This is a genomic window from Mesorhizobium sp., assembly GCF_004962245.1.
Classification (GTDB): Bacteria; Pseudomonadota; Alphaproteobacteria; order Rhizobiales; family Rhizobiaceae; genus Mesorhizobium.
The window spans coordinates 100,880-120,844 of sequence record NZ_SUHQ01000012.1; the positions used below are offsets into that span (position 1 = coordinate 100,880).

23 protein-coding genes, 1 tRNA gene and 1 pseudogene are annotated in these 19,965 nt (G+C 64.2%); 16 read left to right on the forward strand and 9 right to left on the reverse strand.

What is annotated here, in order from left to right:
• Positions 1 to 7: 7 nt before the first annotated feature.
• From E5X88_RS14750 to E5X88_RS14785, 8 genes are all read left to right on the forward strand, one after another.
• Positions 8 to 514 (forward strand): arsenate reductase ArsC, encoded by a 507-nt coding sequence (locus E5X88_RS14750; RefSeq protein ID WP_292162398.1) that lies wholly within the window; start codon positions 8 to 10, stop codon positions 512 to 514.
• Between the two features lie 4 nt (positions 515 to 518).
• On the forward strand, positions 519 to 1,208 hold the full coding sequence (locus E5X88_RS14755; RefSeq protein ID WP_292162400.1) for an MIP/aquaporin family protein: 690 nt from the start codon (positions 519 to 521) through the stop codon (positions 1,206 to 1,208).
• A complete protein-coding gene (gene arsC, locus E5X88_RS14760) occupies positions 1,205 to 1,627 on the forward strand; it encodes an arsenate reductase (glutaredoxin) (RefSeq protein WP_292162402.1) in 423 nt (140 codons plus the stop codon). The genes E5X88_RS14755 and arsC overlap by 4 nt, the downstream gene beginning before the upstream one ends.
• A 28-nt stretch (positions 1,628 to 1,655) precedes the next feature.
• Positions 1,656 to 2,348, forward strand: coding sequence for an arsenical resistance protein ArsH (gene arsH / locus E5X88_RS14765; protein WP_366664816.1), 693 nt, complete (start codon positions 1,656 to 1,658; stop codon positions 2,346 to 2,348).
• 151 nt (positions 2,349 to 2,499) lie between these two features.
• Entirely contained in the window at positions 2,500 to 2,820 is a 321-nt protein-coding gene (locus tag E5X88_RS14770) for a metalloregulator ArsR/SmtB family transcription factor (protein WP_292162404.1), read from the forward strand.
• Between the two features lie 53 nt (positions 2,821 to 2,873).
• Positions 2,874 to 4,313 (forward strand): NAD(P)-binding domain-containing protein, encoded by a 1,440-nt coding sequence (locus tag E5X88_RS14775; protein WP_292162406.1) that lies wholly within the window; start codon positions 2,874 to 2,876, stop codon positions 4,311 to 4,313.
• Positions 4,310 to 5,548 (forward strand): arsenite efflux MFS transporter ArsK, encoded by a 1,239-nt coding sequence (gene arsK / locus E5X88_RS14780; protein WP_292162407.1) that lies wholly within the window; start codon positions 4,310 to 4,312, stop codon positions 5,546 to 5,548. The genes E5X88_RS14775 and arsK overlap by 4 nt, the downstream gene beginning before the upstream one ends.
• A gap of 112 nt (positions 5,549 to 5,660) precedes the next feature.
• The gene (locus E5X88_RS14785) at positions 5,661 to 7,160 is read left to right on the forward strand and encodes an ATP-binding protein (RefSeq protein ID WP_292162409.1); all 1,500 of its coding nucleotides are present in this window, start codon (positions 5,661 to 5,663) and stop codon (positions 7,158 to 7,160) included.
• A gap of 49 nt (positions 7,161 to 7,209) precedes the next feature.
• Here E5X88_RS14785 and E5X88_RS14790 read toward each other — a convergent pair whose 3' ends face one another.
• From E5X88_RS14790 to E5X88_RS14800, 3 genes and pseudogenes are all read right to left on the reverse strand, one after another.
• Positions 7,210 to 8,358, reverse strand: a complete 1,149-nt coding sequence (locus E5X88_RS14790; protein WP_292162411.1) for an amidohydrolase — start codon at positions 8,356 to 8,358, stop codon at positions 7,210 to 7,212.
• A 74-nt stretch (positions 8,359 to 8,432) separates the two neighbouring features.
• A pseudogene (locus E5X88_RS14795) lies at positions 8,433 to 8,681 on the reverse strand (ABC transporter permease); the annotation flags it as partial.
• Between the two features lie 18 nt (positions 8,682 to 8,699).
• Positions 8,700 to 8,775, reverse strand: a tRNA-Ala gene (locus tag E5X88_RS14800).
• Positions 8,776 to 8,936: 161 nt separating this feature from the next.
• Here E5X88_RS14800 and E5X88_RS14805 point away from each other — a divergent pair.
• Positions 8,937 to 9,227 (forward strand): YggT family protein, encoded by a 291-nt coding sequence (locus E5X88_RS14805; protein WP_023800489.1) that lies wholly within the window; start codon positions 8,937 to 8,939, stop codon positions 9,225 to 9,227.
• Positions 9,228 to 9,235: 8 nt separating this feature from the next.
• Positions 9,236 to 9,550, forward strand: a complete 315-nt coding sequence (locus tag E5X88_RS14810; protein ID WP_292162413.1) for a DUF167 family protein — start codon at positions 9,236 to 9,238, stop codon at positions 9,548 to 9,550.
• A gap of 343 nt (positions 9,551 to 9,893) precedes the next feature.
• Here the strand turns inward: E5X88_RS14810 and E5X88_RS14815 are convergent, their stop codons facing one another.
• From E5X88_RS14815 to E5X88_RS14840, 6 genes are all read right to left on the reverse strand, one after another.
• Positions 9,894 to 11,948, reverse strand: a complete 2,055-nt coding sequence (locus E5X88_RS14815) for a M3 family metallopeptidase (protein ID WP_292162415.1) — start codon at positions 11,946 to 11,948, stop codon at positions 9,894 to 9,896.
• Positions 11,949 to 12,067: 119 nt separating this feature from the next.
• Positions 12,068 to 12,484 (reverse strand): nuclear transport factor 2 family protein, encoded by a 417-nt coding sequence (locus E5X88_RS14820; protein WP_292162418.1) that lies wholly within the window; start codon positions 12,482 to 12,484, stop codon positions 12,068 to 12,070.
• Positions 12,485 to 12,577: 93 nt separating this feature from the next.
• A complete protein-coding gene (locus E5X88_RS14825; RefSeq protein ID WP_292162420.1) occupies positions 12,578 to 13,222 on the reverse strand; it encodes a carbonic anhydrase in 645 nt (214 codons plus the stop codon).
• A gap of 182 nt (positions 13,223 to 13,404) precedes the next feature.
• A complete protein-coding gene (locus E5X88_RS14830) occupies positions 13,405 to 14,178 on the reverse strand; it encodes a DUF429 domain-containing protein (RefSeq protein ID WP_292162422.1) in 774 nt (257 codons plus the stop codon).
• A complete protein-coding gene (gene pdxY, locus E5X88_RS14835) occupies positions 14,175 to 15,059 on the reverse strand; it encodes a pyridoxal kinase PdxY (protein WP_292162424.1) in 885 nt (294 codons plus the stop codon). Before pdxY ends, E5X88_RS14830 begins: the two co-directional genes overlap by 4 nt.
• Positions 15,060 to 15,066: 7 nt before the next feature.
• Complete coding sequence (locus E5X88_RS14840; RefSeq protein WP_292162425.1) at positions 15,067 to 15,315, reverse strand: hypothetical protein; 249 nt, start codon at positions 15,313 to 15,315, stop codon at positions 15,067 to 15,069.
• Positions 15,316 to 15,475: 160 nt separating this feature from the next.
• Here E5X88_RS14840 and E5X88_RS14845 point away from each other — a divergent pair, with 160 nt between their 5' ends.
• The 6 genes from E5X88_RS14845 to ppa all read left to right on the forward strand — a co-directional run bounded on the left by E5X88_RS14845 (position 15,476) and on the right by ppa (position 19,929).
• Complete coding sequence (locus E5X88_RS14845) at positions 15,476 to 16,114, forward strand: LemA family protein (protein ID WP_292162427.1); 639 nt, start codon at positions 15,476 to 15,478, stop codon at positions 16,112 to 16,114.
• A 201-nt stretch (positions 16,115 to 16,315) separates the two neighbouring features.
• On the forward strand, positions 16,316 to 17,131 hold the full coding sequence (locus tag E5X88_RS14850) for a YgcG family protein (protein WP_292162429.1): 816 nt from the start codon (positions 16,316 to 16,318) through the stop codon (positions 17,129 to 17,131).
• Between the two features lie 73 nt (positions 17,132 to 17,204).
• Positions 17,205 to 18,011 carry a YgcG family protein gene (locus E5X88_RS14855; protein WP_292162552.1) on the forward strand — a complete coding sequence of 269 codons (807 nt, stop codon included), beginning with the start codon at positions 17,205 to 17,207 and terminating at the stop codon, positions 18,009 to 18,011.
• An 8-nt stretch (positions 18,012 to 18,019) separates the two neighbouring features.
• Positions 18,020 to 18,658, forward strand: coding sequence for a TPM domain-containing protein (locus E5X88_RS14860; protein WP_292162431.1), 639 nt, complete (start codon positions 18,020 to 18,022; stop codon positions 18,656 to 18,658).
• A 120-nt stretch (positions 18,659 to 18,778) separates the two neighbouring features.
• On the forward strand, positions 18,779 to 19,285 hold the full coding sequence (locus tag E5X88_RS14865) for a GNAT family N-acetyltransferase (RefSeq protein WP_292162433.1): 507 nt from the start codon (positions 18,779 to 18,781) through the stop codon (positions 19,283 to 19,285).
• Between the two features lie 110 nt (positions 19,286 to 19,395).
• Positions 19,396 to 19,929 (forward strand): inorganic diphosphatase, encoded by a 534-nt coding sequence (ppa, locus tag E5X88_RS14870; RefSeq protein ID WP_292162435.1) that lies wholly within the window; start codon positions 19,396 to 19,398, stop codon positions 19,927 to 19,929.
• Positions 19,930 to 19,965 lie beyond the last annotated feature (36 nt).

Sequence of the window (19,965 nt, forward strand, 5' to 3'; positions counted from 1 at the left end):
ATGCGCGATGAGTGAGCCATACAATGTTCTTTTTCTCTGCACCGGCAATTCGGCACGATCGATCCTTGCCGAAGCCATTCTCAATCGGGTCGGAGCCGGCAAGTTCAAAGCCTATTCGGCCGGATCGCACCCGAAGGGCGAGGTCCATCCGTTCGCGCTCCAGCTCTTGAAGACCCTCAACCACGACACGTCTTTCGCCCGTTCGAAAGACTGGGAGGAATTTGCGGCTCCCGGCGCCCCTGAAATGAACTTCGTTTTCACCGTCTGCGACAACGCGGCCAATGAATCCTGTCCGGTCTGGCCGGGACAACCGATGACGGCGCATTGGGGCGTGCCCGATCCGGCGGCCGTGGAAGGCACCGACGCCGAAAAGCATCTGGCCTTCGCCGAAGCCTATCGCATGCTCAACAATCGGATCTCGATTTTCGTCAGCCTGCCGATGAACGCGATCGACAAGCTCGCCCTGCAGAAACGGCTGGATGAAATCGGCCGCGATCTGCCGAAAGCCGGCTAACATCATGGCGGCAGACATGCCCCGGCGCATCGTCGCGGAAGCGCTCGGCACCGCGATGCTCGTCGCTACGGTTGTCGGGTCCGGGATCATGGCGGATCGGCTGACGGATGACGTGGGTCTCGCCTTGCTCGGCAACACCTTGCCGACTGGAGCCATTTTGGTCGTGCTTATCACCATACTCGGACCGATTTCCGGGGCGCATTTCAATCCGGCGGTGACGCTGGTCTTCGCTCTCAGGCGCGAAATCGACGCAACCGCAGCCTTGGCCTACGTCATCGCCCAGATTGTGGGCGGCGTCGCTGGAACGTTGCTGGCGCACGCCATGTTCGAACTGCCGGTTCTACAGATCTCCCAAACCGTGCGGACCGGAAACGGACAATGGCTTGCGGAGTTGGTGGCCGCCTTCGGCCTGGTCTTCACCATTCTTGCAGGCCTTCGCTTCCGTTCGGATGCGATTCCATGGCTGGTTGGGCTCTACATCACAGCGGCCTACTGGTTTACGGCTTCGACCTCCTTTGCCAATCCGGCCGTTGCCATCGCGCGAGCCGTTTCCAACACCTTCGCGGGCATCCGTCCGGTTGACCTGCCGGGGTTCATCTTCGCCGAACTTCTGGGCGCGCTGCTCGCCATGGCCTTGGCAGGATGGCTGCTCAGTGAGCCTAAGTCGGTCACGCAGATGAAAGCAGCAAAATGACCATCACCATCTATCACAACCCCAACTGCGGCACCTCGCGCAACACGCTCGCCATCATCCGGCAGTCCGGCGAAGAGCCCGATGTGATCGAGTATCTGAAAAACCCGCCGTCGCGAGAGCGGCTGGTCGAGTTGATCACCGCGATGGGGATGACGCCGCGCGAATTGCTGCGCGAGAAGGGTACGCCTTACGCCGAACTCAATCTCGGTGATCCCAAATGGACCGATGACGAGATCCTCGATTTCATGCTGGCGCATCCGATCCTGATCAACCGGCCGATTGTCGTCACACCGCTCGGCACCATGCTTGCACGGCCGTCCGAAGCCGTTCTCGACATCCTGCCCAATCCGGATATAGGGCCATTCACCAAGGAAGACGGCGAAGTCGTCATCGACGAACAGGGCAAGCGCATTGCCTGACCACGTGCCCGAAGATTCCTTGCCGAACGTGGACGAAGATCAGTTCCGGCCGATCGACCTGCAGGCGCTGCTGGATGTGCCGCGGTCGATCCACAAGCCTCGCGTGCTGATGCTCTACGGTTCGCTACGCGAGCGGTCCTACTCCCGGCTCGCGACGGAGGAGGCCGCTCGCATCTTGCGTCGGCTGGGCGCCGAGGTGCGCATTTACAATCCCTCTGGCCTGCCGCTGCCGGATTCGACATCGGCCGGTCACCCAAAAGTCCAGGAGCTGCGAACCCTGTCGATCTGGTCGGAAGCACAGGTCTGGTGCTCGCCGGAGCGGCATGGTGCCATGACGGGAGTGATGAAGGCGCAGATCGACTGGCTACCGCTCTCGGCTGGCGGCGTCAGGACGACGCAAGGCCGCACGCTCGCGGTGATGCAGGTTTCCGGCGGTTCGCAGAGCTTCAACGCGGTCAACCAGCTCCGCATCCTTGGCCGCTGGATGCGGATGGTCACCATCCCCAACCAGTCGTCGGTGGCCAAGGCTTTCAACGAGTTCGACGAGGCCGGCCGCATGAAGCCGTCCCCGTACTATAACCGGATCGTCGACGTGATGGAGGAGCTGATGAAGTTCACGCTGCTCCTGCGCGATCGGTCCGCCTATCTCACGGACCGTTATTCCGAGCGCGTCGAAAGCGCCGAAGAGGTCGCCAAGCGGGTCAGCCAGCGCTCGATTTGAGGGTGATTGCCGATCCACGATCATCCTGATCGGTCACACACGCGTCTTTGCAGCGCAGCCAAGCGGCTGCGATTGGATACCGGTATACATCTATTTCGAGAATTTTCGAAATAGTATTGACGCGGCATTGTTCCGGTACTAGCTTATTTCCATGAAACTCGAACAAGCAGCAAAACAGCTCGAGGCGCTCGGCAATCCGAAGCGGCTCAATCTCTATCGCACACTGGTGAGGGCAGGTGAGGCCGGGCGACCGGTCGGTTACCTGCAGGAGACGCTCGGCATCGCTCCATCGACCTTGTCGCATCACCTCCACCGGCTCATCCTGACCGGCCTAGTCACCCAGGAACGTCAGGCGACGACCCTGATCTGCCGTGCCAATTATCCGGTGATGGACGATCTCCTTGGTTTCCTCGCCGACGAATGTTGTGCCGATGCCGCATGCGGCCCGGCTGTCGGCGAGGCGGCTGCGTAACCTCTTTTTTTGACGAATATTTCCATAATCCTAGAAACATAGAAGGTGCCATCATGGTTCCCAGCAGAAACCTCCCGGTCGCCATCATCGGCGGCGGACCTGTCGGCCTGGCGGCGGCCGCCCAACTCGTCCGCCGCGGCCTTCCGGTCAAGCTCTACGAGGCCGGTTCCGCGGTTGGGTCGAACCTTCTGGACTGGGGCCATGTGCGGGTTTTCACGCCGTGGCGCTATTGTGTCGATGCGGTCGCCCGAAAACTTCTCGAGAGCCACGGCTGGCAAATGCCGGAGCCGGAGGCGTTCCCCACGGCCGGAGAGATAGTCGACCAGTACCTCGCGCCGCTCGCAAAGCTTGCCGAACTGGCGCCATCGATCGAGACCAATGCCCGTGTTGTCGCCATTTCGCGGTGGGGGGCCGACAAAGTGTTGAGCAAGGCGCGCGAGACGCGGCCGTTCATGCTTCTGGTCGAAACGGTCAAGGGCACGCGCCGGGACAGCGCTCGTGCCGTCATCGATGCATCCGGCACCTGGCAAACGCCGAATCCGCTGGGCGCGGGTGGGTTGCCGGCCGAAGGTGAGGTGGAATTTGCAAACCGCATCGCCTACGGCATACCGGATGTCTTGGGACGCGACCGTCATCTCTATGCAGGCCGCACGACATTGGTGGTGGGCGCCGGCCATTCCGCCGCCAATGCCTTGCTGGAATTGGCCAGGCTTGCGGAAACCGAACCGGGCACCTCGGCCCTATGGGCGACGCGCAGCACCGATCTCGTCCGCATCTATGGTGGCGGCGATGCCGACGCCTTGCCGGCGCGGGGCGAGCTTGGTTCCGATGTTCGGGAGCTCGCCGAGAGCGGTCGCGTACGGCTGGTGACGGGCTTTGCCACGGTCGCCATCCGCGAGGTCGACGGCCGCCTGGTTGTCGAAGGCCAGACAAAGGACGGATTGCGCACGCTCGGCCCCGTCGACCGGATCATCGCAGCGACGGGTCAGCGCCCCGATCTCGCCTTGACCCGGGAGCTTCGGCTGGATCTCGATCCATGGCTCGAAGGCGTCAAGGCGCTCGGGCCGCTGATCGACCCCAATGAGCATTCCTGTGGCGACGTGCCGCCGCATGGTCACCGCGAGCTCAGCCACCCCGAGCCCGATTTCTACACGGTCGGCGTCAAAAGCTATGGCCGCGCCCCGACGTTCCTGTTGCTGACAGGCTATGAGCAGGTCCGCTCGGTCGCCGCGGCGATCGCCGGCGACATGGCGGCGGCTGATGCCGTGCAGCTGGTGTTGCCCGAGACCGGCGTTTGCACGGTGCCGGTATCCGCGTTCGGAACCTCATCCGAAGGCTGCTGCGGCGGACCAGCGCCGGCCTCTGTCGATGCCTGCTGTGTCGACGACGCCAAGGCAAAGGCGGGCGGCAAGTCAGGCTGCGATTGCGGCGGCACGCAAGCGATCGCCGCGGCGCGCAGCGGCGATCTCGAGATCGCGGACGCCGCCGAATGAGCGACCGGAGGATCCCGGCTGCCGCGCTTTGGGCATTGGGGCTGACGCAGATCATCGGCTACGGCACGCTCTATTACAGCTTCAGCATCCTGGTGCCGTCCATCGCGCTCGAGTTCGCCTGGCCGGAGCAATGGGTTTTCGGTGCCCTGTCGGCGTCGCTGCTGGTGGGGGGCCTGTTTGCTCCCACAGCCGGGCGCTGGGCCGATCGCTTCGGCGCCGGCCGCGTGATGACCTTTGGCTCGGCAGCGGCCGCAGCAGCGCTTGTCGCGTGCGCGGTAGCACCCGGCCGGGTGACCTTCGTGCTGGCCCTGGTGACGATGGAGCTGGCGTCGGCGTTCGTGCTCTACAGCGCCGCTTTCGTGGCGATCGTCCAGATCGGCGGAGCCAAGGCGTTGCGCAGCATCACCCATCTGACGCTGATCGCCGGCTTCGCCTCGACGCTGTTCTGGCCGTTGACGGCTGCGCTGCACGAATACCTGACCTGGCGCGAGGTCTACCTCGTCTTTGCCGCCGTCAATCTCGCCATCTGCCTTCCCATCCATGCCTGGCTGGCGCGGCTGTCGCGTCGGACAGGCGAAAGCGCTTCGGTGACACCGGCGGCCATCGGGTCAACAGGCGGTCCGGTCGCCTTCACCCCGCGCGACCGCAGCAGAGTGTTTCTGCTCATGCTTGGCGGCTTCGCGGTCGAAGGTTTCGTGCTGTCCTCGATCCTCGTGCACATGGTCCCGCTGACGGCGGCGCTCGGGCTTGGCTCGGCCGGGCTTGTCGTAACCACGCTTTTCGGGCCGTCGCAGGTGGCAAGCCGGTTGACCAATATGCTGTTCGGCGGCCAGCTGGCGCAGACCTGGCTCGCGGTGATCGGCGCGACACTGCTGCCGCTCGGCCTTGTCGTCCTGCTGGCGACGACACCATCGGTGCCTGGAGCCGTCGCCTTCGTCATCCTGTTCGGGTTGGGCTCGGGCCTCGCCAGCATCGTCGGCGGCACGCTGCCGCTGGAACTGTTCGGGCGGGAGCGCTACGGCGCCCGGCTCGGCTGGGTGACGGCCGCGCGTCAGTTTTCTTCTGCACTCGCGCCCTTTGCTCTCGCCATGGCGATGGCAGGCATGGGCGTCCAACCATCGCTCTGGTTGACCGCCGGCGTCGGCATGCTCGGCATACTGGCTTTCTCGGCGATCGTCCTGATCAAGCGGCGACCCCTCGCGCATGTCCCCGCAATGCTTACGTCGGCGACCTGACCATCAAGGCCGCGCACGGCGCCCAGCTTGTGCGCAATACCGGGCGGCCGGCCATGGGCGCTCGACGGGCTGCTGTCCGGTTGGTAAGCCCTCGCCTAAGGAGAGTCGAGACATGACCGTTGCGATCGAGATGGGCCACACGACGGCGGGCGCCCCGGCGGCACTGGATCTTGAGGAGCTGCTGGCGACCCGCCTGCTGGTGCAGGGCAATTCGGGCTCCGGCAAATCCCACCTGCTGCGCCGGCTGCTGGAGCAGAGTGCGCCCTGGGTGCAGCAGACCATCATCGACCCCGAAGGCGATTTCGTGTCGCTGGGCGACCGGTTCGGCCATTTGGTGATCGATGCCGAGGAGCATACCGAGCGCGGCCTGCAGAGCGCCGGCGAGCGGGCGCGCATCCACCGTGTCTCCACGGTGCTCAATCTCGAAGGGCTCGACGCCGAGAACCAGATGCGGCGCGCCGCCGCCTTCCTCGGCGGGCTGTTCGAGGTCGCCCGCGACCATTGGTACCCGATGCTGGTGGTGGTGGACGAGGCGCAGCTGTTCGCGCCGGCGGTCGCCGGCGAGGTTTCGGACGAGGCGCGCAAGCTCTCGCTCGGCGCCATGACCAACCTGATGTGCCGTGGCCGCAAACGCGGGCTTGCCGGGATCATCGCCACCCAGCGGCTGGCCAAGCTCGCCAAGAACGTCGCGGCCGAGGCTTCCAATTTCCTCATGGGCCGCACTTTTCTCGATATCGACATGGCGCGCGCCGCCGACCTTTTGGGCATGGAGCGGCGCCAGGCCGAGGCTTTCCGCGACCTGGAGCGCGGGCAATTCATGGCGCTCGGCCCGGCGCTGTCGCGCCGTCCGCTGGGGCTGCGCATCGGCCCGACGGAGACAAGTCCGCGCAACGGCACCCCGCGGCTGATGCCGCTGCCGGAAGCGGCACTGGAGGATGCCCGCGCCATCATCCTGGCAGCCCCGCCGCCCGAGACGGTGCGGCCGCAGCGCCGGTCGTCGCCGGACCTGCTCGATCAGCTGATGGCGGCAAAGTCGGCGGCGCTGGAAATCCGCCCCGAACCGGTGGAGCCGCCGATCAGCGCCGAGGATCTGGCGGAGCGGCGTGAGCGGGTGGACCGGGTCCTGCGCGCCGTGCTGGCGCAACCCGACGCGGGATTTCGCGTCATCGGCGTGCTCTACCAGGAGTTCGTCGTCCGCTGCCGCATAGAGGGCCTCGCCTCGGTCGTGCCGGACCTGCCGGAGTTCCGCCGCATGCTGACGCGCGCCCGCGCCGGGCTGGGCTCCGACATGACCGGCGATGACGCCTGGCAGGACGTCTCGGTGCGCGCCTCGCTTCTGCCCGAGGATATGCAGGGCGTGTTCATGATGATCGCCCGCGCGGCGAAGGAGGGCTGGCCCTGCCCAAGCGACGCGGCGATTGCCCGCGCCTATGGCTCGCACTCGTTGCGCCGCGCCCGGCGCCTGCTGACCTATATCGAGGAGCAGGGGCTGATCGTGTGCCAGCTCGACGGGGTCGGAAGGCGGACGGTTACGCTGGTGGAACTGGCTTGGGCTACGGCGCCGGGGGATCCTAATGCCGAGGAGGCGGAGCAGGGGAGCTTGGCTGTGTGAGGCGGTAGGGCGCTGCGGGGTCAGAAACGAGGGTTTGCCAAAGATGAGGTCAGCTCAGAAGATTGCGCGCCGTGCGCATGAAAATCTTTGACCCGATCGGGATCAGGTCGTCGGGAAAGTCATAGTCCGGATTGTGCAAAGCGGGGTGCCGCTCGCCCGCCCCCAGGAAGAACATCGCCGACGAGGCGCCGTGGCCGAACAGGCCGAAATCTTCCGAAGCGCGCATCGGCAGACCTTCCTCTTCCTGCACGATGCCCTCTTCGTGGAGCGCTTGCCGCAAATGTTCCACCGCATCCGGCGCGTTGACGCTGGCAACAAATATCTCGTGGTAGTCCCACCGGGCAGAAAGGCCATGTTGGCCCGCGATTTGTGTGACCAGCGATTCAGCGGTGGCGCACAGGTTTGCCATGCGTTCGTCGCGCCGGGTGCGCAGCGTCGCCCAGACCTCTGCATTGCCGGGCGCGATGCCGAACACGGCTTCGCCCATCGCGGCGTGGGTGACGGTCAGCATGCTGAAGTCGTCGTCGGCGAAGGTTCCGCGCCCGAGCGCGGGCAGAGCCGGCATCAACTGGCTGATTGCCATCATGGGCGAGATGCCGGTCTCGGGCATGGACGAATGCGCGGTCTTGCCCTCCAGCACAATACGCATGCCGCGCGAAGCACAGTTGACCACCCCGGGTTTGAGCCGCACTTCACCGAACGGCACACCGGGCAGATTGTGCAATGAGAAAGCGAAATCCGGCGCGATTTCGCCAAAGCGCGGATCGGCGACGACGCCGGCCGCGCCATTGCCGGTTTCTTCCGCCGGCTGGAACATCAGCACGACGCGGCCGCGGGCAGGTCTCGCGCGCCCCAACTGCCGTCCCAATGCCGCCAGGATCGCGGTATGTCCGTCATGGCCGCACATATGCGACTTGCCCGGCACGAGCGATGAATGCGGCACGCCTGAAAGTTCTTCAATCGGCAAGGCATCGAGTTCCGAGCGGAACATGACCGTCGGCCCCTCCTTGCCGCTTTCATATATAGCCGCTACGCCGTGTCCGCCTAATCCGGTCAGCACTTTGTCCGGCCTTGTATCGGCGAGGAAGTCGACGACCTCTCTAGCGGTCTTCTCCTCTTCATTCGAGATTTCCGGTTGCTGGTGCAGCTTGCGCCGCCACGCTATAAGCTCGACAATGTCTCGATTGGTAAGGGTCACGTTTTCCGACTCCGTTTGCGCACCATTCTCCACAAAAGCAGCCATTGCTCCAGCACCTTGGTCAAGGAGTTTCGAAATCCGGTGCGGCGCAAGGTGAAGACAATGAGGACGGCACGAACAACAGCAGCGCATTGAGCACGCCAGAGGTCAGGCCGGTGCCCAGCCAGGCCGGGAAGCGCGGGCGCCCGAAGCGATGACCGTTCGCTGATAGACCTGCACGCAGCCGGTCAGGCTGGTGCCGAGCGTCGGCGGGTGCACGCGAAAGACGCCGATGCCGTTGACCAGGCGATCAGCACTCCCGGCGCCAGCGCAATCAGAATCGCATCTTTGGGAAATTCCGCTGGTGGAGCTGAGGAGGATCGAACTCCTGACCTCGTCATTGCGAACGACGCGCTCTCCCAGCTGAGCTACAGCCCCGTCCAGCGGATGGGCGCATTTATCGGGCGCGGCGGTTTCCTGTCAAGACGGCGTTTGGCCCAAAAGGCGCGCGGCGAGCCATCGATCTGGCGTGCCGCGGCAGCTGGCTCTTGCCGCTTTCGCCCGCAATGGCTACATGTCGGCAACAATCGGAGACCGGCATGATAGCCCTCATTCAGACCATTGTCCTGGCGCTTGACATTTATTGGTGGATCATCATCGCTTCGGCGATTTTCTCCTGGCTCTACGCTTTCAACGTCGTCAACTCGCGCAACCAGTTCGTCGACAGCGTCAGCAACATGCTCTTCCGGCTGACCGAGCCGGCGCTGCGGCCGATCCGTCGCTTCTTGCCTGACCTCGGCGGCATCGACATTTCGCCGATCATCCTGCTCCTGATCCTGTTCTTCCTCCGGCAGTTCCTGCTCACCACGGTGGCGCCGCTGGTCGTCTGAGCCATTCGATGAGCGCGCCGCTCCGCTTGCGCGACGACGGCGTCGATCTCTTCGTCCGGCTGACGCCGAAAGCAGCGATGGACAGGTTGGAAGGCATCGAGATATCGGCAGACGGGCGAAGCCATCTGAAGGCTCGCGTCCGCGCCGTGCCGGAAAACGGCGCCGCCAATCAAGCGCTCGAACGGCTGGTCGCCAAGGCGTTGGGAGTGCCGCGATCGGCTGTCTCGGTTGTCGCCGGCGGCACGGCCCGGCTGAAGACGCTGCGCGTGCTCGGCGATCCGGCCGCGCTGGCGAAGAGCGTCGAGCTGCTCGGCGATGCTTGAGTCGCGGGCGTCTTCGACGATGCTGAAGCCATCAAAACGACGCTGCCGGGCAATCCTGGATAGATGTTCCGCGACACAGTAATTTTGACTTCTTGGGAGCCGATCGGCGGCGAATGTCGATAGTCCCTTTCAGCGCAAAACCTTCGAGATTGGCCGAGACATCCCTCCCTTCGTCATCCCAGGGTCTGCGCCGCGTCGCTTCGCTCCTTGCTCCGCCCTGGGATGACGAAGGGAAGGAAGCTTCGGCCAATCCTAGAGGTTTGCGACAGGCGACTGGGATTTGCCACGATCGGCGTTCACTGCCGAAAGGCCCCGACCTGTCAAAATCACTGCGTCGCGGTCTCTACACCAGCCCGCGCTTGGCCATCATCGCCTCGGGCGACGGCATCTTGCCGCGGAAGGCGGTGTAGAGCTCTTCCGGGTCCTTCGAGCCGCCGGCGGCATAGATGTTCTTGCGCAGCCGCTCGGCAAGCGCCGGGTTGAACGGATCGCCCGTCTCCTCGAAGGCGGCGAATGCGTCGGCATCGAGCACCTCCGACCACATGTAGGAATAATAGCCGGCCGAATAGCCGTCGCCGGAAAATATGTGGCCGAAATGCGGGGTGCGATGGCGCATGGCGATGGTGTCGGGCATGTTGAGCTTCTCGAGCGTTTCGGCTTCGAAACGAAGCGGCTCATCCGGTGCATCCGGTCGCGCGTGATAAGCCATGTCGACCAACGCCGACGCGGTGAACTCGACCGTGGCGAAGCCGGCGCCGAAGGTGCGCGCCGCCAGCATCTTGTCGACCAGCGCCTTCGGCATCGGCTTGCCGGTCTTCACATGCAGCGCATGCTTTTCCAGCACCGCCGGAACCGTCAGCCAATGCTCGTAGAGTTGCGAAGGCAGTTCGACGAAATCGCGGCTAACCGAGGTGCCCGAGACCGATGGCCAGGTGACGTCGGTCAGCATGCCATGCAGGGCATGGCCGAATTCGTGAAACAGGGTCTTGGCCTCGTCGACCGACAAAAGTGCTGCCTCGCCTTCCGGCGGCTTGGCGAAGTTCATGATGTTGTAGATGACCGGCTTGGAGCCATGGCCAAGATGATAGCCGGATTTCAGCGCGCTCATCCAGGCGCCGGAGCGCTTCGAGGGTCGCGCGAAATAGTCGGCCAGGAACAGCCCACGCTCGCTGCCGTCGGCATTCCTGACGACGAAAACACGTGCGTCCGGATGCCAGGTGGCAATGCCTTTCTTTTCCTCGAAGGTAATGCCGAACAATCGTGTCGCCACGTCGAAGCAGGCTTCGATGATGCGGTCGAGCTGCAGATAGGGCTTCAGCTCGGCCTCGTCGAAGGCGAACTTCTCGGCGCGCAGCTTCTCCTGGTAGAAGCGCCAGTCCCAGGCCGCGAATTTTTCGTTGCTGCCAGCCTCGGCCGCCAGCCGCTGCAACTCGGTCTGGTCGCTTGCTGCCTTTTCCAAGGCTTTCTCCCACACCGGGTCGAGCAATGCATGGACCGCCTTCGGCGTCTTCGCCATGGTGTCATCGAGCTTCAGGGCGGCGAAGGAAGCGTAGCCGAGCAGTTTCGCTTTTTCGGCGCGCAGCCTCAGCATGTCCCGCACCACGGCGGTGTTGTCGGTGGCGCCGCCATTCTGGCCGCGCATGGTGAAAGCGCGGAAGGCGGTCTCGCGCAGGTCGCGCCGTTCGGAGAAAGTCGAGAACGGCTCGTAGATCGAACGCGACAGCGTGACGGCGTAACGGCCTTTCTGGCCGCGCATCTCGGCGGCCTCCGCCATCGCGCTTTTCAGGAATTCCGGCAGGCCGGCAAGGTCGGCTTCATCGAGGAACAGCGCCCAGTCTCGCTCGTCGGCAAGCAGGTTCTGGCTGAACGTGGTGCCGAGCGACGACAGTTCCTCATTGATCGTCGCCAGCCGTTTCTTACCCTCGGCGTCGAGCTTGGCGCCGGAGCGGACAAAGCTCTTCCAGGTCTTTTCCAGCACCCGCAGCGTCTCGGCATCGAGCTTCAGGGCTTCCCGGCGCTGATAGAGATCGTCGATGCGGGCAAACAGCCTCTCGTTCATCGAGATCGCCGAGGAATGCCGCGACATCTTTGGCGAGATGTCGCGCTCCAGCGCCTGGATCGCCTCGTTGGTGTGGGCGCCGGCCCGGCACCAGAAGATCGACGAGACATGGTCGAGCGCCTCGCCGCTGAGTTCCAGTGCCGCAAGCGTATTCTCGATGGTCGGCGTCTCGGCATTGCCTGATATCGCCTCGATCTCGGCCTCATGCGCCTTCAATGCAGCATCGAAGACCGGAGAAAAATCGCCATCGCCGATGCGGGTGAAATCGGGCAGGCCGAGCGGCACTTGCCAGACGGTCAGCGGATGGGTGGCGAGGTCGACGGCTTTCGTGGACGGCATGGGCATCTTTCGCTGAGTGAGGGGGCTTTCGCCGAATGGCTGTAGAGGCGAGGTGGGACCTTCGCCGATGTAGGGCGCCGGCGTCCCGTACGCAATATCGCGGCTGGCCAGGTATCCGCTCAGTAGGCGTCGCAGGTTTCCGCGATCGCCGCCTGCGAACCGGCGGTGATGCGGTTGTCGGTGATCGAGAAGGTTTCCTGCATCAGCATGTCGTTGTTGGGGAAATCATAGCAGGCGATCACCGTGGTGACGCCGCCCTCGGTCTTCTCGATCCGATGCCGGATCGCGGCGCCCGCGACGGCATCTTGCCAATCGTCGATCGAGTCGATGAACTCCTGCTTGGTCTGCACGACGCCGAGGTCGTCGAGTTTTATGCGGACGTCGTCTGCAAGCAAATCCGACAGTTCGGTGCGATCGGCGACCAGCAGCGCAGCATACCAGCGGCCGATGAGCGCGTGGTCGTCGGCGCGGGCGGTGATGATCGAAAGCAGCAGCGTTGCCGTGGCGAAAGCAATCGAGCGCCAATTCTGCATCATGCGCCGCCTCCGTTCCATCGCGACGGACTCGATGGGCTCAATCTTCTTGTCTGATCGCGATCACATCCGAACCAAAGGGTTCGAGATCAGGGTCTATACCATTTCCGGCCGCTCGAAGTCACCGGTGTCCTTGTTCATCACCCAGAGCTCGCCGGTCGAGATGTCGAACCAGGCGCCATGCAGCGACAGACGTCCCTTGCCCTCCAGGATCGAGACGCAGGGAAAGGTCCGCAGATTGGCGATCGAATAGCGGATCGAGATGCGTTCCAATGCGGTCTGGCGCTCCGTCGCTGTCATGAAGGTGCTGGAGGACACGGTCTCGGCAGCCGGCGCGATCAGGCTCATCCATTTGCCGATAAAGTCGCCGGACGAGAGGGGCGCGGCCGTGGTGTCGAGCGCCGCGCGGATGCCGCCGCAGCGGCCATGGCCCATCACCACGATGTTCTTCACCTTGAGGCTCTGCACAGCGAATTCGAGCGCCGCCGAGGTCGAGTGGAATTCACCGTCGGGCGCATAGGGCGGCACCAGATTGCCGACATTGCGCAGCACGAAGAGTTCGCCCGGCCCAGCGTCGAAGATCGCTTCCGGAGCCGCTCGCGAATCACAGCAGGCGACGATCATCGTTTCCGGCGCCTGGCCATCCCGGGCAAGCGCGCGGTAGCGCCCGCTTTCGGCGAGATAGCGGCCGCTCATGAAATTTTGGTAGCCGGCGAGAAGGTGGTCAGGGAGATGAGACATAGGCGGCGTCGGAGCCTTTCCGGATTAGAGGCGGCAGCTCTTCTAAGTCAGGAAGGCTCTAGCGGCAAAAGCCGGTCGCGAGCAATGCCAAATCACAGAGAACTGCAATTGCTATGCTGGAAGGCTCCTCATAGGGCCTTCGCCCAATGCAATTGCCTCGCCGATGGATGGGGCAAGGAAATTCACGCCCAGATCGCCACAGGGATGCCAAAACGGTCGGCGAGCGGGGGATCCGGAAACGGTCTTGCCTCGCCGCTGGCGATGCGGCCGGCGACCAGCATCATCGCAGCTGCGTCGAGGAAGTCATCAGCGGCCGCACCGCGCGGCGGCGTCTGGTCGAGAAAGCCCCTGAGATAACCGTGCCGGCCAAGCAGCGCCTTGCGTTCCACCATGCCCGCGGGGTTGACGGCGCCCTTGATCTTCTTCGGCAAGCGCATCGCCTGATCGCCGTTCAGCCGGCAGAAAGCGACCTCCGGATGCGATTCGAACACGCGGCTGCGCAACTCGGGCCGGGCGATCAGCACGGCATCGATCTCGCGGATCTTGGCAAAGATGCCGAAGGCCTGGATCGAGACGCCGCGTGGTGGATCGGAGGTCGCCTTCGCCACTTCGCTTGCCCGGCGATGCGCGGCATACCAGGCCTCGATCGTGGTGAAGTCATCCGTTTGCGCATAAAGTGCTGCACGCGAGGGGATGGCGAAGACGCTGGATTGCCGCGCGCCGAGCAGTGGCCGCACCAGTGCCTCCGGCCCGCGTCCGCCTTTTTGCGAAAGATCGGGCAGGCCGATCGGCATGTCTACGGCCACCGTGGCATGGATCGGCAATGCATCGAGCAGTGCTGCGAAGCTCGGAAAAACACCTGCCGAGGGTGCGGCGCCCGGATCGCGGTAAACGGCGATCCAGCCGGCCTTGCAGCCGTCGACACCGACAACCGTGACGCCATCCCTGGACGTCACGCCCTTCTGTCCCGCCCCGGATGCAGGAGATGGCGAAGCTGCACCATCGCCATCGGATGCGACAGGCTCTGTGCATCGGTTTCGAGCTGCAATTCGTCGCCGCCGCGCTTGGCGGTGCGCGCCAGGATCTCGTAGACCGCCGCCGTGGTCGACTGCAGTGCCTTGATCGCCGGCTGGCCGGACAGGATGCGTGCCAGATAGACGGCCGCCGTCAGATCGCCGAGCCCATTGGGCGGCTTGTCGATGAGGCGATGTTCGGCCAGCAGCGCCTGGTTGCCGTTGAGCAGCAGATTGCCGGTGCCGCCGGCCATCATCGCCGGCGCCGAGGTGACCAGCATGGTCGGTGGCCCGGCTTGAATGGCGGCCGACATCACCGCTTTCAAGTCGGGCAGCGGCGCTCTCGCCATCCATTCCAGTTCGTAGCGGTTGGGCGTGGCAATGTCGGCGATCGGCATCAGCCGGTCACGCATGGCGACGGCTGTCGCCTCCGGCACATAGAGCCCACCCGAATCGCCCATCACCGGATCGCAGATATAGACGGCGTCCGGCGTCCTCGCCTTGACCGCGCCGACCAGTGAGGCGACGGCGTCCGCCTGGCCGGCCTCGCCGAGATAGCCCGACAGCACCGCGCCGACCTCGCCCAGCCACGGCGCGCGCTCGAGATCTGCCATCAGCGCCTTGAATTGATCGAGCGGCGGCACGATGCGCGTCGCCCGACCATGGCCCGGATGCCAGGGCAGGATGACGGTCGGCACCGCCCATACCGGAAAGCCCAGCGTCTCCAGCGCAAAGACGGCGGCGCGGTTGCCGACCGAGCCGCGCGCGACATGGCTGGAAATGACGATGACCGCGCGCGGCGCGTCGGTTTGTTCGATGCTCACGGGATTCCTAACTTTGGATGACGAAAAGCACGAGCCAGATCAGCAGGCCAATGGCGACAATGAGCCCCAGCGCCCGGCCAATGCGAGTGCCCCAATATTCGATCGGGTCCGACTGGTCGGCATCCGCCGCAGTGACGTGATCGCGCGCGCCCTTCGCGCTCCGCGCAAGGAACGACGTGCCGCTCGGATCGGTCTCACGTGCCACGCGCTCGATGATGCGGCGCGATTCGCTGTCGTTGTCCTGGCGTCCCGCCATGGCGATGTCCTTTTCACGGCGACGTTAACCCGTTCGCCCGGCCAATCACAGGGCCTGGCAGTGAATGATAGAGAACCAGTAACGCTCCCGCCGGAGGTCATGTTCTTGCGTGCGGATTGTGGTAATGCTTCGCCTGCCTGTCATACCGAGGGATCTTACCATGCTTGCCCAGCGCCTTGCCTCTCCTTTCGTCTTCCGCAACCTGCCGGCCCTGCTGATGATGGCCATACTGTTGCCGCTGCTTGCCGGCTGCGGCTACAACACCATCCCGACGGCGGAAGAAAACGCCAAGGCCGCATGGAGCCAGGTACTAAACCAGTACCAGCGCCGGGCCGATCTCATCCCCAATCTGGTCGAGACGGTCAAGGGCTATGCCGCGCACGAGAAGGATACGCTCGATGCCGTGGTCGAGGCGCGCGCCAAGGCGACGCAGGTGACGGTGACGCCGGAAACGCTGAGCGATCCGGAAGCCTTCAAGAAATTCCAGGACAGCCAAGCCGGCCTGACCAGCGCGCTGTCGCGGCTGCTGGCCGTGGTGGAGAATTACCCCGACCTCAAGGCCAACCAGAATTTTCTGGCGCTGCAGGCGCAGCTCGAAGGCACCGAAAACCGCATCGCGGTCGCCCGCCGCGACTACATCGAGGCGGTGAGGGAGTACAATTTGACGCTGAGGACCTTCCCGTCGGTGATTTGGGCGACCTTGTGGTTCCGCAGCAATCAGCCGTTCGCGAACTTCACCATCGAGGAAGACAAGATGCAGACGCCGAAGGTCGATTTCGGCGCCAAGCAGGGCGGGTGACCGGCGCTTAGTGAGCGCAGTCTCTATTTGACCTTGTACTCCGTCCCACCCCCCTCTGTCCCGCCGGACATCTCCCCCGCAAGGGGGGAGATCGGCCGTCATCTGCGCTTTCGCCAATCTCCCGCGTCTGAAGGCGCGAGCCGGCAAGGAAGCTGCCAATCTCCCCCCTTGCGGGGGAGATGTCCGGCAGGACAGAGGGGGGTGCGAAGGAACGCCAGCCTGATAATCTTGGGCTTCGTTCTAAGCCTTCTTTTCCTCCCCCTCACCGCCCTCACCGCCCTTGCCGCCGAATTGCCTGTTCTGACCGGGCGGGTCGTCGACAATGCGGGCATCATCGATGCCGCGACCAAGACGGCGCTGACCCAGAAGCTCGCCGACTTCGAGGCCAAGAGCTCTGACCAGATCGTCGTCGCAACGATTCCCAGCCTCGACGGCGAGGAGATCGAACCCTTTGCAAACCGGCTGTTCCGCGCCTGGAAGCTCGGCCAGGCCGGCGAGGACAATGGCGTGCTTTTGCTGGTCGCCAAGAACGACCGCAAGATGCGCATCGAGGTCGGTTATGGGCTGGAAGGCACTCTGACCGACCTGCACACCAAGCTGATCATCGAAAACGACATGGTGCCGGCCTTCCGCGCCGGCGATTTCTCCGGCGGCATAGCCAAGGCCGTCGACGACATGGTCATGGTGCTGGAAGGCAATCCGGAGGAGCTGGAAGCGCGCGGCGAACGCAACCAGCAGCCGCCATTCAACGCCGACGACCTGTTCTTTGCGATCTTCATAAGCATCTGGGCCATCATCTTCTTCGGCAGCATCGCCGTCTCTATCCTGCCGCCGATCTTCGGCAAGAGGATCGGTCCTGGCCGCTATCGCTGGCTGGGCATGACCTTCGAGCCGAGCCGGCGCTCGTCCGGTGGCGGAGGCTGGTCTTCGGGCGGGGGAGGCTGGTCCTCAGGCGGTGGCGGCTTTTCCGGCGGCGGTGGCTCGTCCGGCGGCGGCGGCTCATCAGGAAGCTGGTGACGAGATGACAAGATACGCCATCCGCCCACCGATGTCCGACCGCTTCACCACCGTCGGTGCTGCCTTGGTGGCCATGGCGGTGCTGTTGCTGGTCGGCTTCACCGCTCTCGCCGCCGAACTGCCTGCGCTAACCGGGCGGCTCGTCGACAATGCCGGCATCATCGATGCCGCGACCAAGGCGGCGCTGACCCAGAAGCTCGCCGACTTCGAGGCCAAGAGCTCTGACCAGATCGTCGTCGCAACGATTCCCAGCCTCGACGGCGAGGAGATCGAACCCTTTGCAAACCGGCTGTTCCGCGCCTGGAAGCTCGGCCAGGCCGGCGAGGACAATGGCGTGCTTTTGCTGGTCGCCAAGAACGACCGCAAGATGCGGATCGAGGTCGGTTACGGGCTGGAAGGCACGCTGACCGACCTGCACACCAAGCTGATCATCGAAAACGACATGGTGCCGGCCTTCCGCGCCGGCGATTTCTCCGGCGGCATAGCCAAGGCCGTCGACGACATGGTCATGGTGCTGGAAGGCAATCCGGAGGAACTGGAAGCGCGCGGCGAACGCAATCCGGCCGACAGCTTTTCCGTTGATCCCATCGTCGTGCTGTTCATCATCGTGTGGGCGACGCTGTTTTTGGGCGGCCTGGCGATGGCGTTCCTGCCGCCGATCTTCGGCACAAAGCTGTCGCCGGGCGTGTATAAATGGCTGGGCATGACATTCCGTTATGGCCAAAGGCGTTCCTCGTCCTCGGGCGGCGCCTGGACGACCGGTACTGGCAGCGGCTGGTCATCGGGCCGTTCCGGCGGCTGGTCGTCAGGCGGTGGTGGCGGCGGGTTTTCGGGCGGCGGCGGCTCGTCCGGTGGCGGCGGTTCTTCAGGAAGCTGGTGAGGCACGACATGGCAACACGACCGATCAGCCCCGAGGATCATCACCGCATCGCCGAAGCGATCCGCGCCGCCGAATCAAAGACCGATGGCGAAATCTACTGCGTGGTGGCGCTTGCCAGCGCCGGCTATTTCTTCCCGGCCGCCTTCATGGCGACGCTGGCCATGCTCTTCGTCAGCCTTGCAGTCGCCTATGGGCTGGAAGCCTGGTGGCTGTCGATCCGCGTGCCGCATTTCGTCATTGCCCAGCTTTTGGCGCTGGTCAGCATGCTTGTCCTGTTGTGGACAATGCCCGGCTTGCGCATCCACCTCGTGCCGAGGCGGCTGCGCTACCAGGCCGCGCACGCCAATGCGAGAAAGCAGTTCCTCGCCCGCAACGTCCATCGCACCACGGCACGCACCGGCGTGCTGGTCTTCGTCTCGATTGCCGAGCGCTACGCCGAGGTGGTCGCCGACAGCGGCATCGATGCCCAAGTCGGCCAGGATGTCTGGGACGGCGTCGTCAGCGACCTGACCGCCCATGCCGGTGACGATCGTCTCGCCGACGGCTTCGTCAAGGCGATCGAAGCGACGGGCGCGGTGCTGGCCGAACATTTCCCGGTCTCGTCCGGCGACAGCAACGAACTCGACGATCATCTGGTCGAGATTTGAGTCGATTCCAAACGTGTCCTGACAGCATCTCTGCGGACCAGTCGATCGCCTGTGCGAAAGCATCGCACCGGCTGACCGGACTCTTGCATTCGGGCGATGCCGGTTTATGGTTAGCCAATTATGAACACGCTGAGCATCGATATCAGGAAGGCCGAGCCGCGCGACGCGGATGCCATCGCCGACGTGCATCAGCAGGCCTGGCGCGGCGCCTATGCCGGCATCATTCCGCATCGCACGCTGACGTCGATGATCAATCGCCGCGGCGCCGCCTGGTGGGCGAACGCCATCCGTCGCGCCGCCACCGTGCTGGTCGTCGAGATCGGCGGCAAGATCGCCGGTTACGCCACGATCGGCAAGAACCGTGCCCGTGAACTCAGGCAGCAGGGCGAGATCTACGAACTTTACCTGCGCCCGGAATATCAGGGCATCGGCCTCGGCAGCCGGCTATTCTCGGCCGCACGGGCGAGGCTGGCCGACCACGGCCTGAAAGGCATGGTGGTGTGGGCGCTGGAGGACAACCAGAACGCGCTCGCCTTCTATGCCGGCGCCGGCGGCCGCGACGTCGCCGAGGGCGTCGAGATCTTCGAGCAGAAGGCGCTGAAGAAGGTCGCCTTCGTCTGGGAATAATGGCCCGGCATTCCTCTCCATAGGCTCTCAGTCTGCCTCAGCACCATTCGCCGCATTGCACCATGCGCCGCCGCCCGCTATCGGTCTCCAATCGAAAGAGGGATAAAGCCATGCGTATCCAAGCCATAGCCACCGGAAAGAACCCGCCGGAGGACGTCAACGTCATCATCGAGGTGCCGATCGGCGGCGAGCCGATCAAGTACGAGATGGACAAGGAGGCCGGCACGCTGTTCGTCGACCGCTTTCTGCACACCTCGATGCGCTATCCCGGCAATTACGGTTTCGTGCCGCACACGCTGTCAGGTGACGGCGACCCGATCGACGTTCTGGTCTGCAACACGCGCGCGCTGGTGCCGGGCTGCGTGATCAATGTACGGCCGATTGGTGTGCTGATCATGGAAGACAATGCCGGCCTGGATGAGAAGATCATCGCGGTGCCTTCGCCCAAGCTGACGCTACGCTACGAGAACGTCACCGAATACACGCACCTGCCGGATATCACACGCGACCAGGTGCAGCATTTCTTCCAGCACTACAAGGATCTCGAACCCGGAAAATGGGTCAAGATCGAGGGCTGGCACGATGCCGCCTACGCCAAGAAGATGATCGTCGAGGCGATCGAGCGGGCCAAGGCGAGCAAGTAGCCCAACTGCCAAAGCGCCAGACGTCGGCGGGACAGC

Coding starts and splice junctions, on each gene's coding strand:
- E5X88_RS14750 (WP_292162398.1), top strand. CDS start 8: ATGAGTGAGCCATACAATGTTCTTTTTCTCTGCACCGGCAATTCGGCA.
- E5X88_RS14755 (WP_292162400.1), top strand. CDS start 519: ATGGCGGCAGACATGCCCCGGCGCATCGTCGCGGAAGCGCTCGGCACC.
- arsC (WP_292162402.1), top strand. CDS start 1,205: ATGACCATCACCATCTATCACAACCCCAACTGCGGCACCTCGCGCAAC.
- E5X88_RS14770 (WP_292162404.1), top strand. CDS start 2,500: ATGAAACTCGAACAAGCAGCAAAACAGCTCGAGGCGCTCGGCAATCCG.
- E5X88_RS14775 (WP_292162406.1), top strand. CDS start 2,874: ATGGTTCCCAGCAGAAACCTCCCGGTCGCCATCATCGGCGGCGGACCT.
- arsK (WP_292162407.1), top strand. CDS start 4,310: ATGAGCGACCGGAGGATCCCGGCTGCCGCGCTTTGGGCATTGGGGCTG.
- E5X88_RS14785 (WP_292162409.1), top strand. CDS start 5,661: ATGACCGTTGCGATCGAGATGGGCCACACGACGGCGGGCGCCCCGGCG.
- E5X88_RS14805 (WP_023800489.1), top strand. CDS start 8,937: ATGATAGCCCTCATTCAGACCATTGTCCTGGCGCTTGACATTTATTGG.
- E5X88_RS14810 (WP_292162413.1), top strand. CDS start 9,236: ATGAGCGCGCCGCTCCGCTTGCGCGACGACGGCGTCGATCTCTTCGTC.
- E5X88_RS14815 (WP_292162415.1), bottom strand. CDS start 11,948: ATGCCGTCCACGAAAGCCGTCGACCTCGCCACCCATCCGCTGACCGTC.
- E5X88_RS14820 (WP_292162418.1), bottom strand. CDS start 12,484: ATGATGCAGAATTGGCGCTCGATTGCTTTCGCCACGGCAACGCTGCTG.
- E5X88_RS14825 (WP_292162420.1), bottom strand. CDS start 13,222: ATGTCTCATCTCCCTGACCACCTTCTCGCCGGCTACCAAAATTTCATG.
- E5X88_RS14840 (WP_292162425.1), bottom strand. CDS start 15,315: ATGGCGGGACGCCAGGACAACGACAGCGAATCGCGCCGCATCATCGAG.
- E5X88_RS14845 (WP_292162427.1), top strand. CDS start 15,476: ATGCTTGCCCAGCGCCTTGCCTCTCCTTTCGTCTTCCGCAACCTGCCG.
- E5X88_RS14855 (WP_292162552.1), top strand. CDS start 17,205: ATGGCGGTGCTGTTGCTGGTCGGCTTCACCGCTCTCGCCGCCGAACTG.
- E5X88_RS14860 (WP_292162431.1), top strand. CDS start 18,020: ATGGCAACACGACCGATCAGCCCCGAGGATCATCACCGCATCGCCGAA.
- E5X88_RS14865 (WP_292162433.1), top strand. CDS start 18,779: ATGAACACGCTGAGCATCGATATCAGGAAGGCCGAGCCGCGCGACGCG.
- ppa (WP_292162435.1), top strand. CDS start 19,396: ATGCGTATCCAAGCCATAGCCACCGGAAAGAACCCGCCGGAGGACGTC.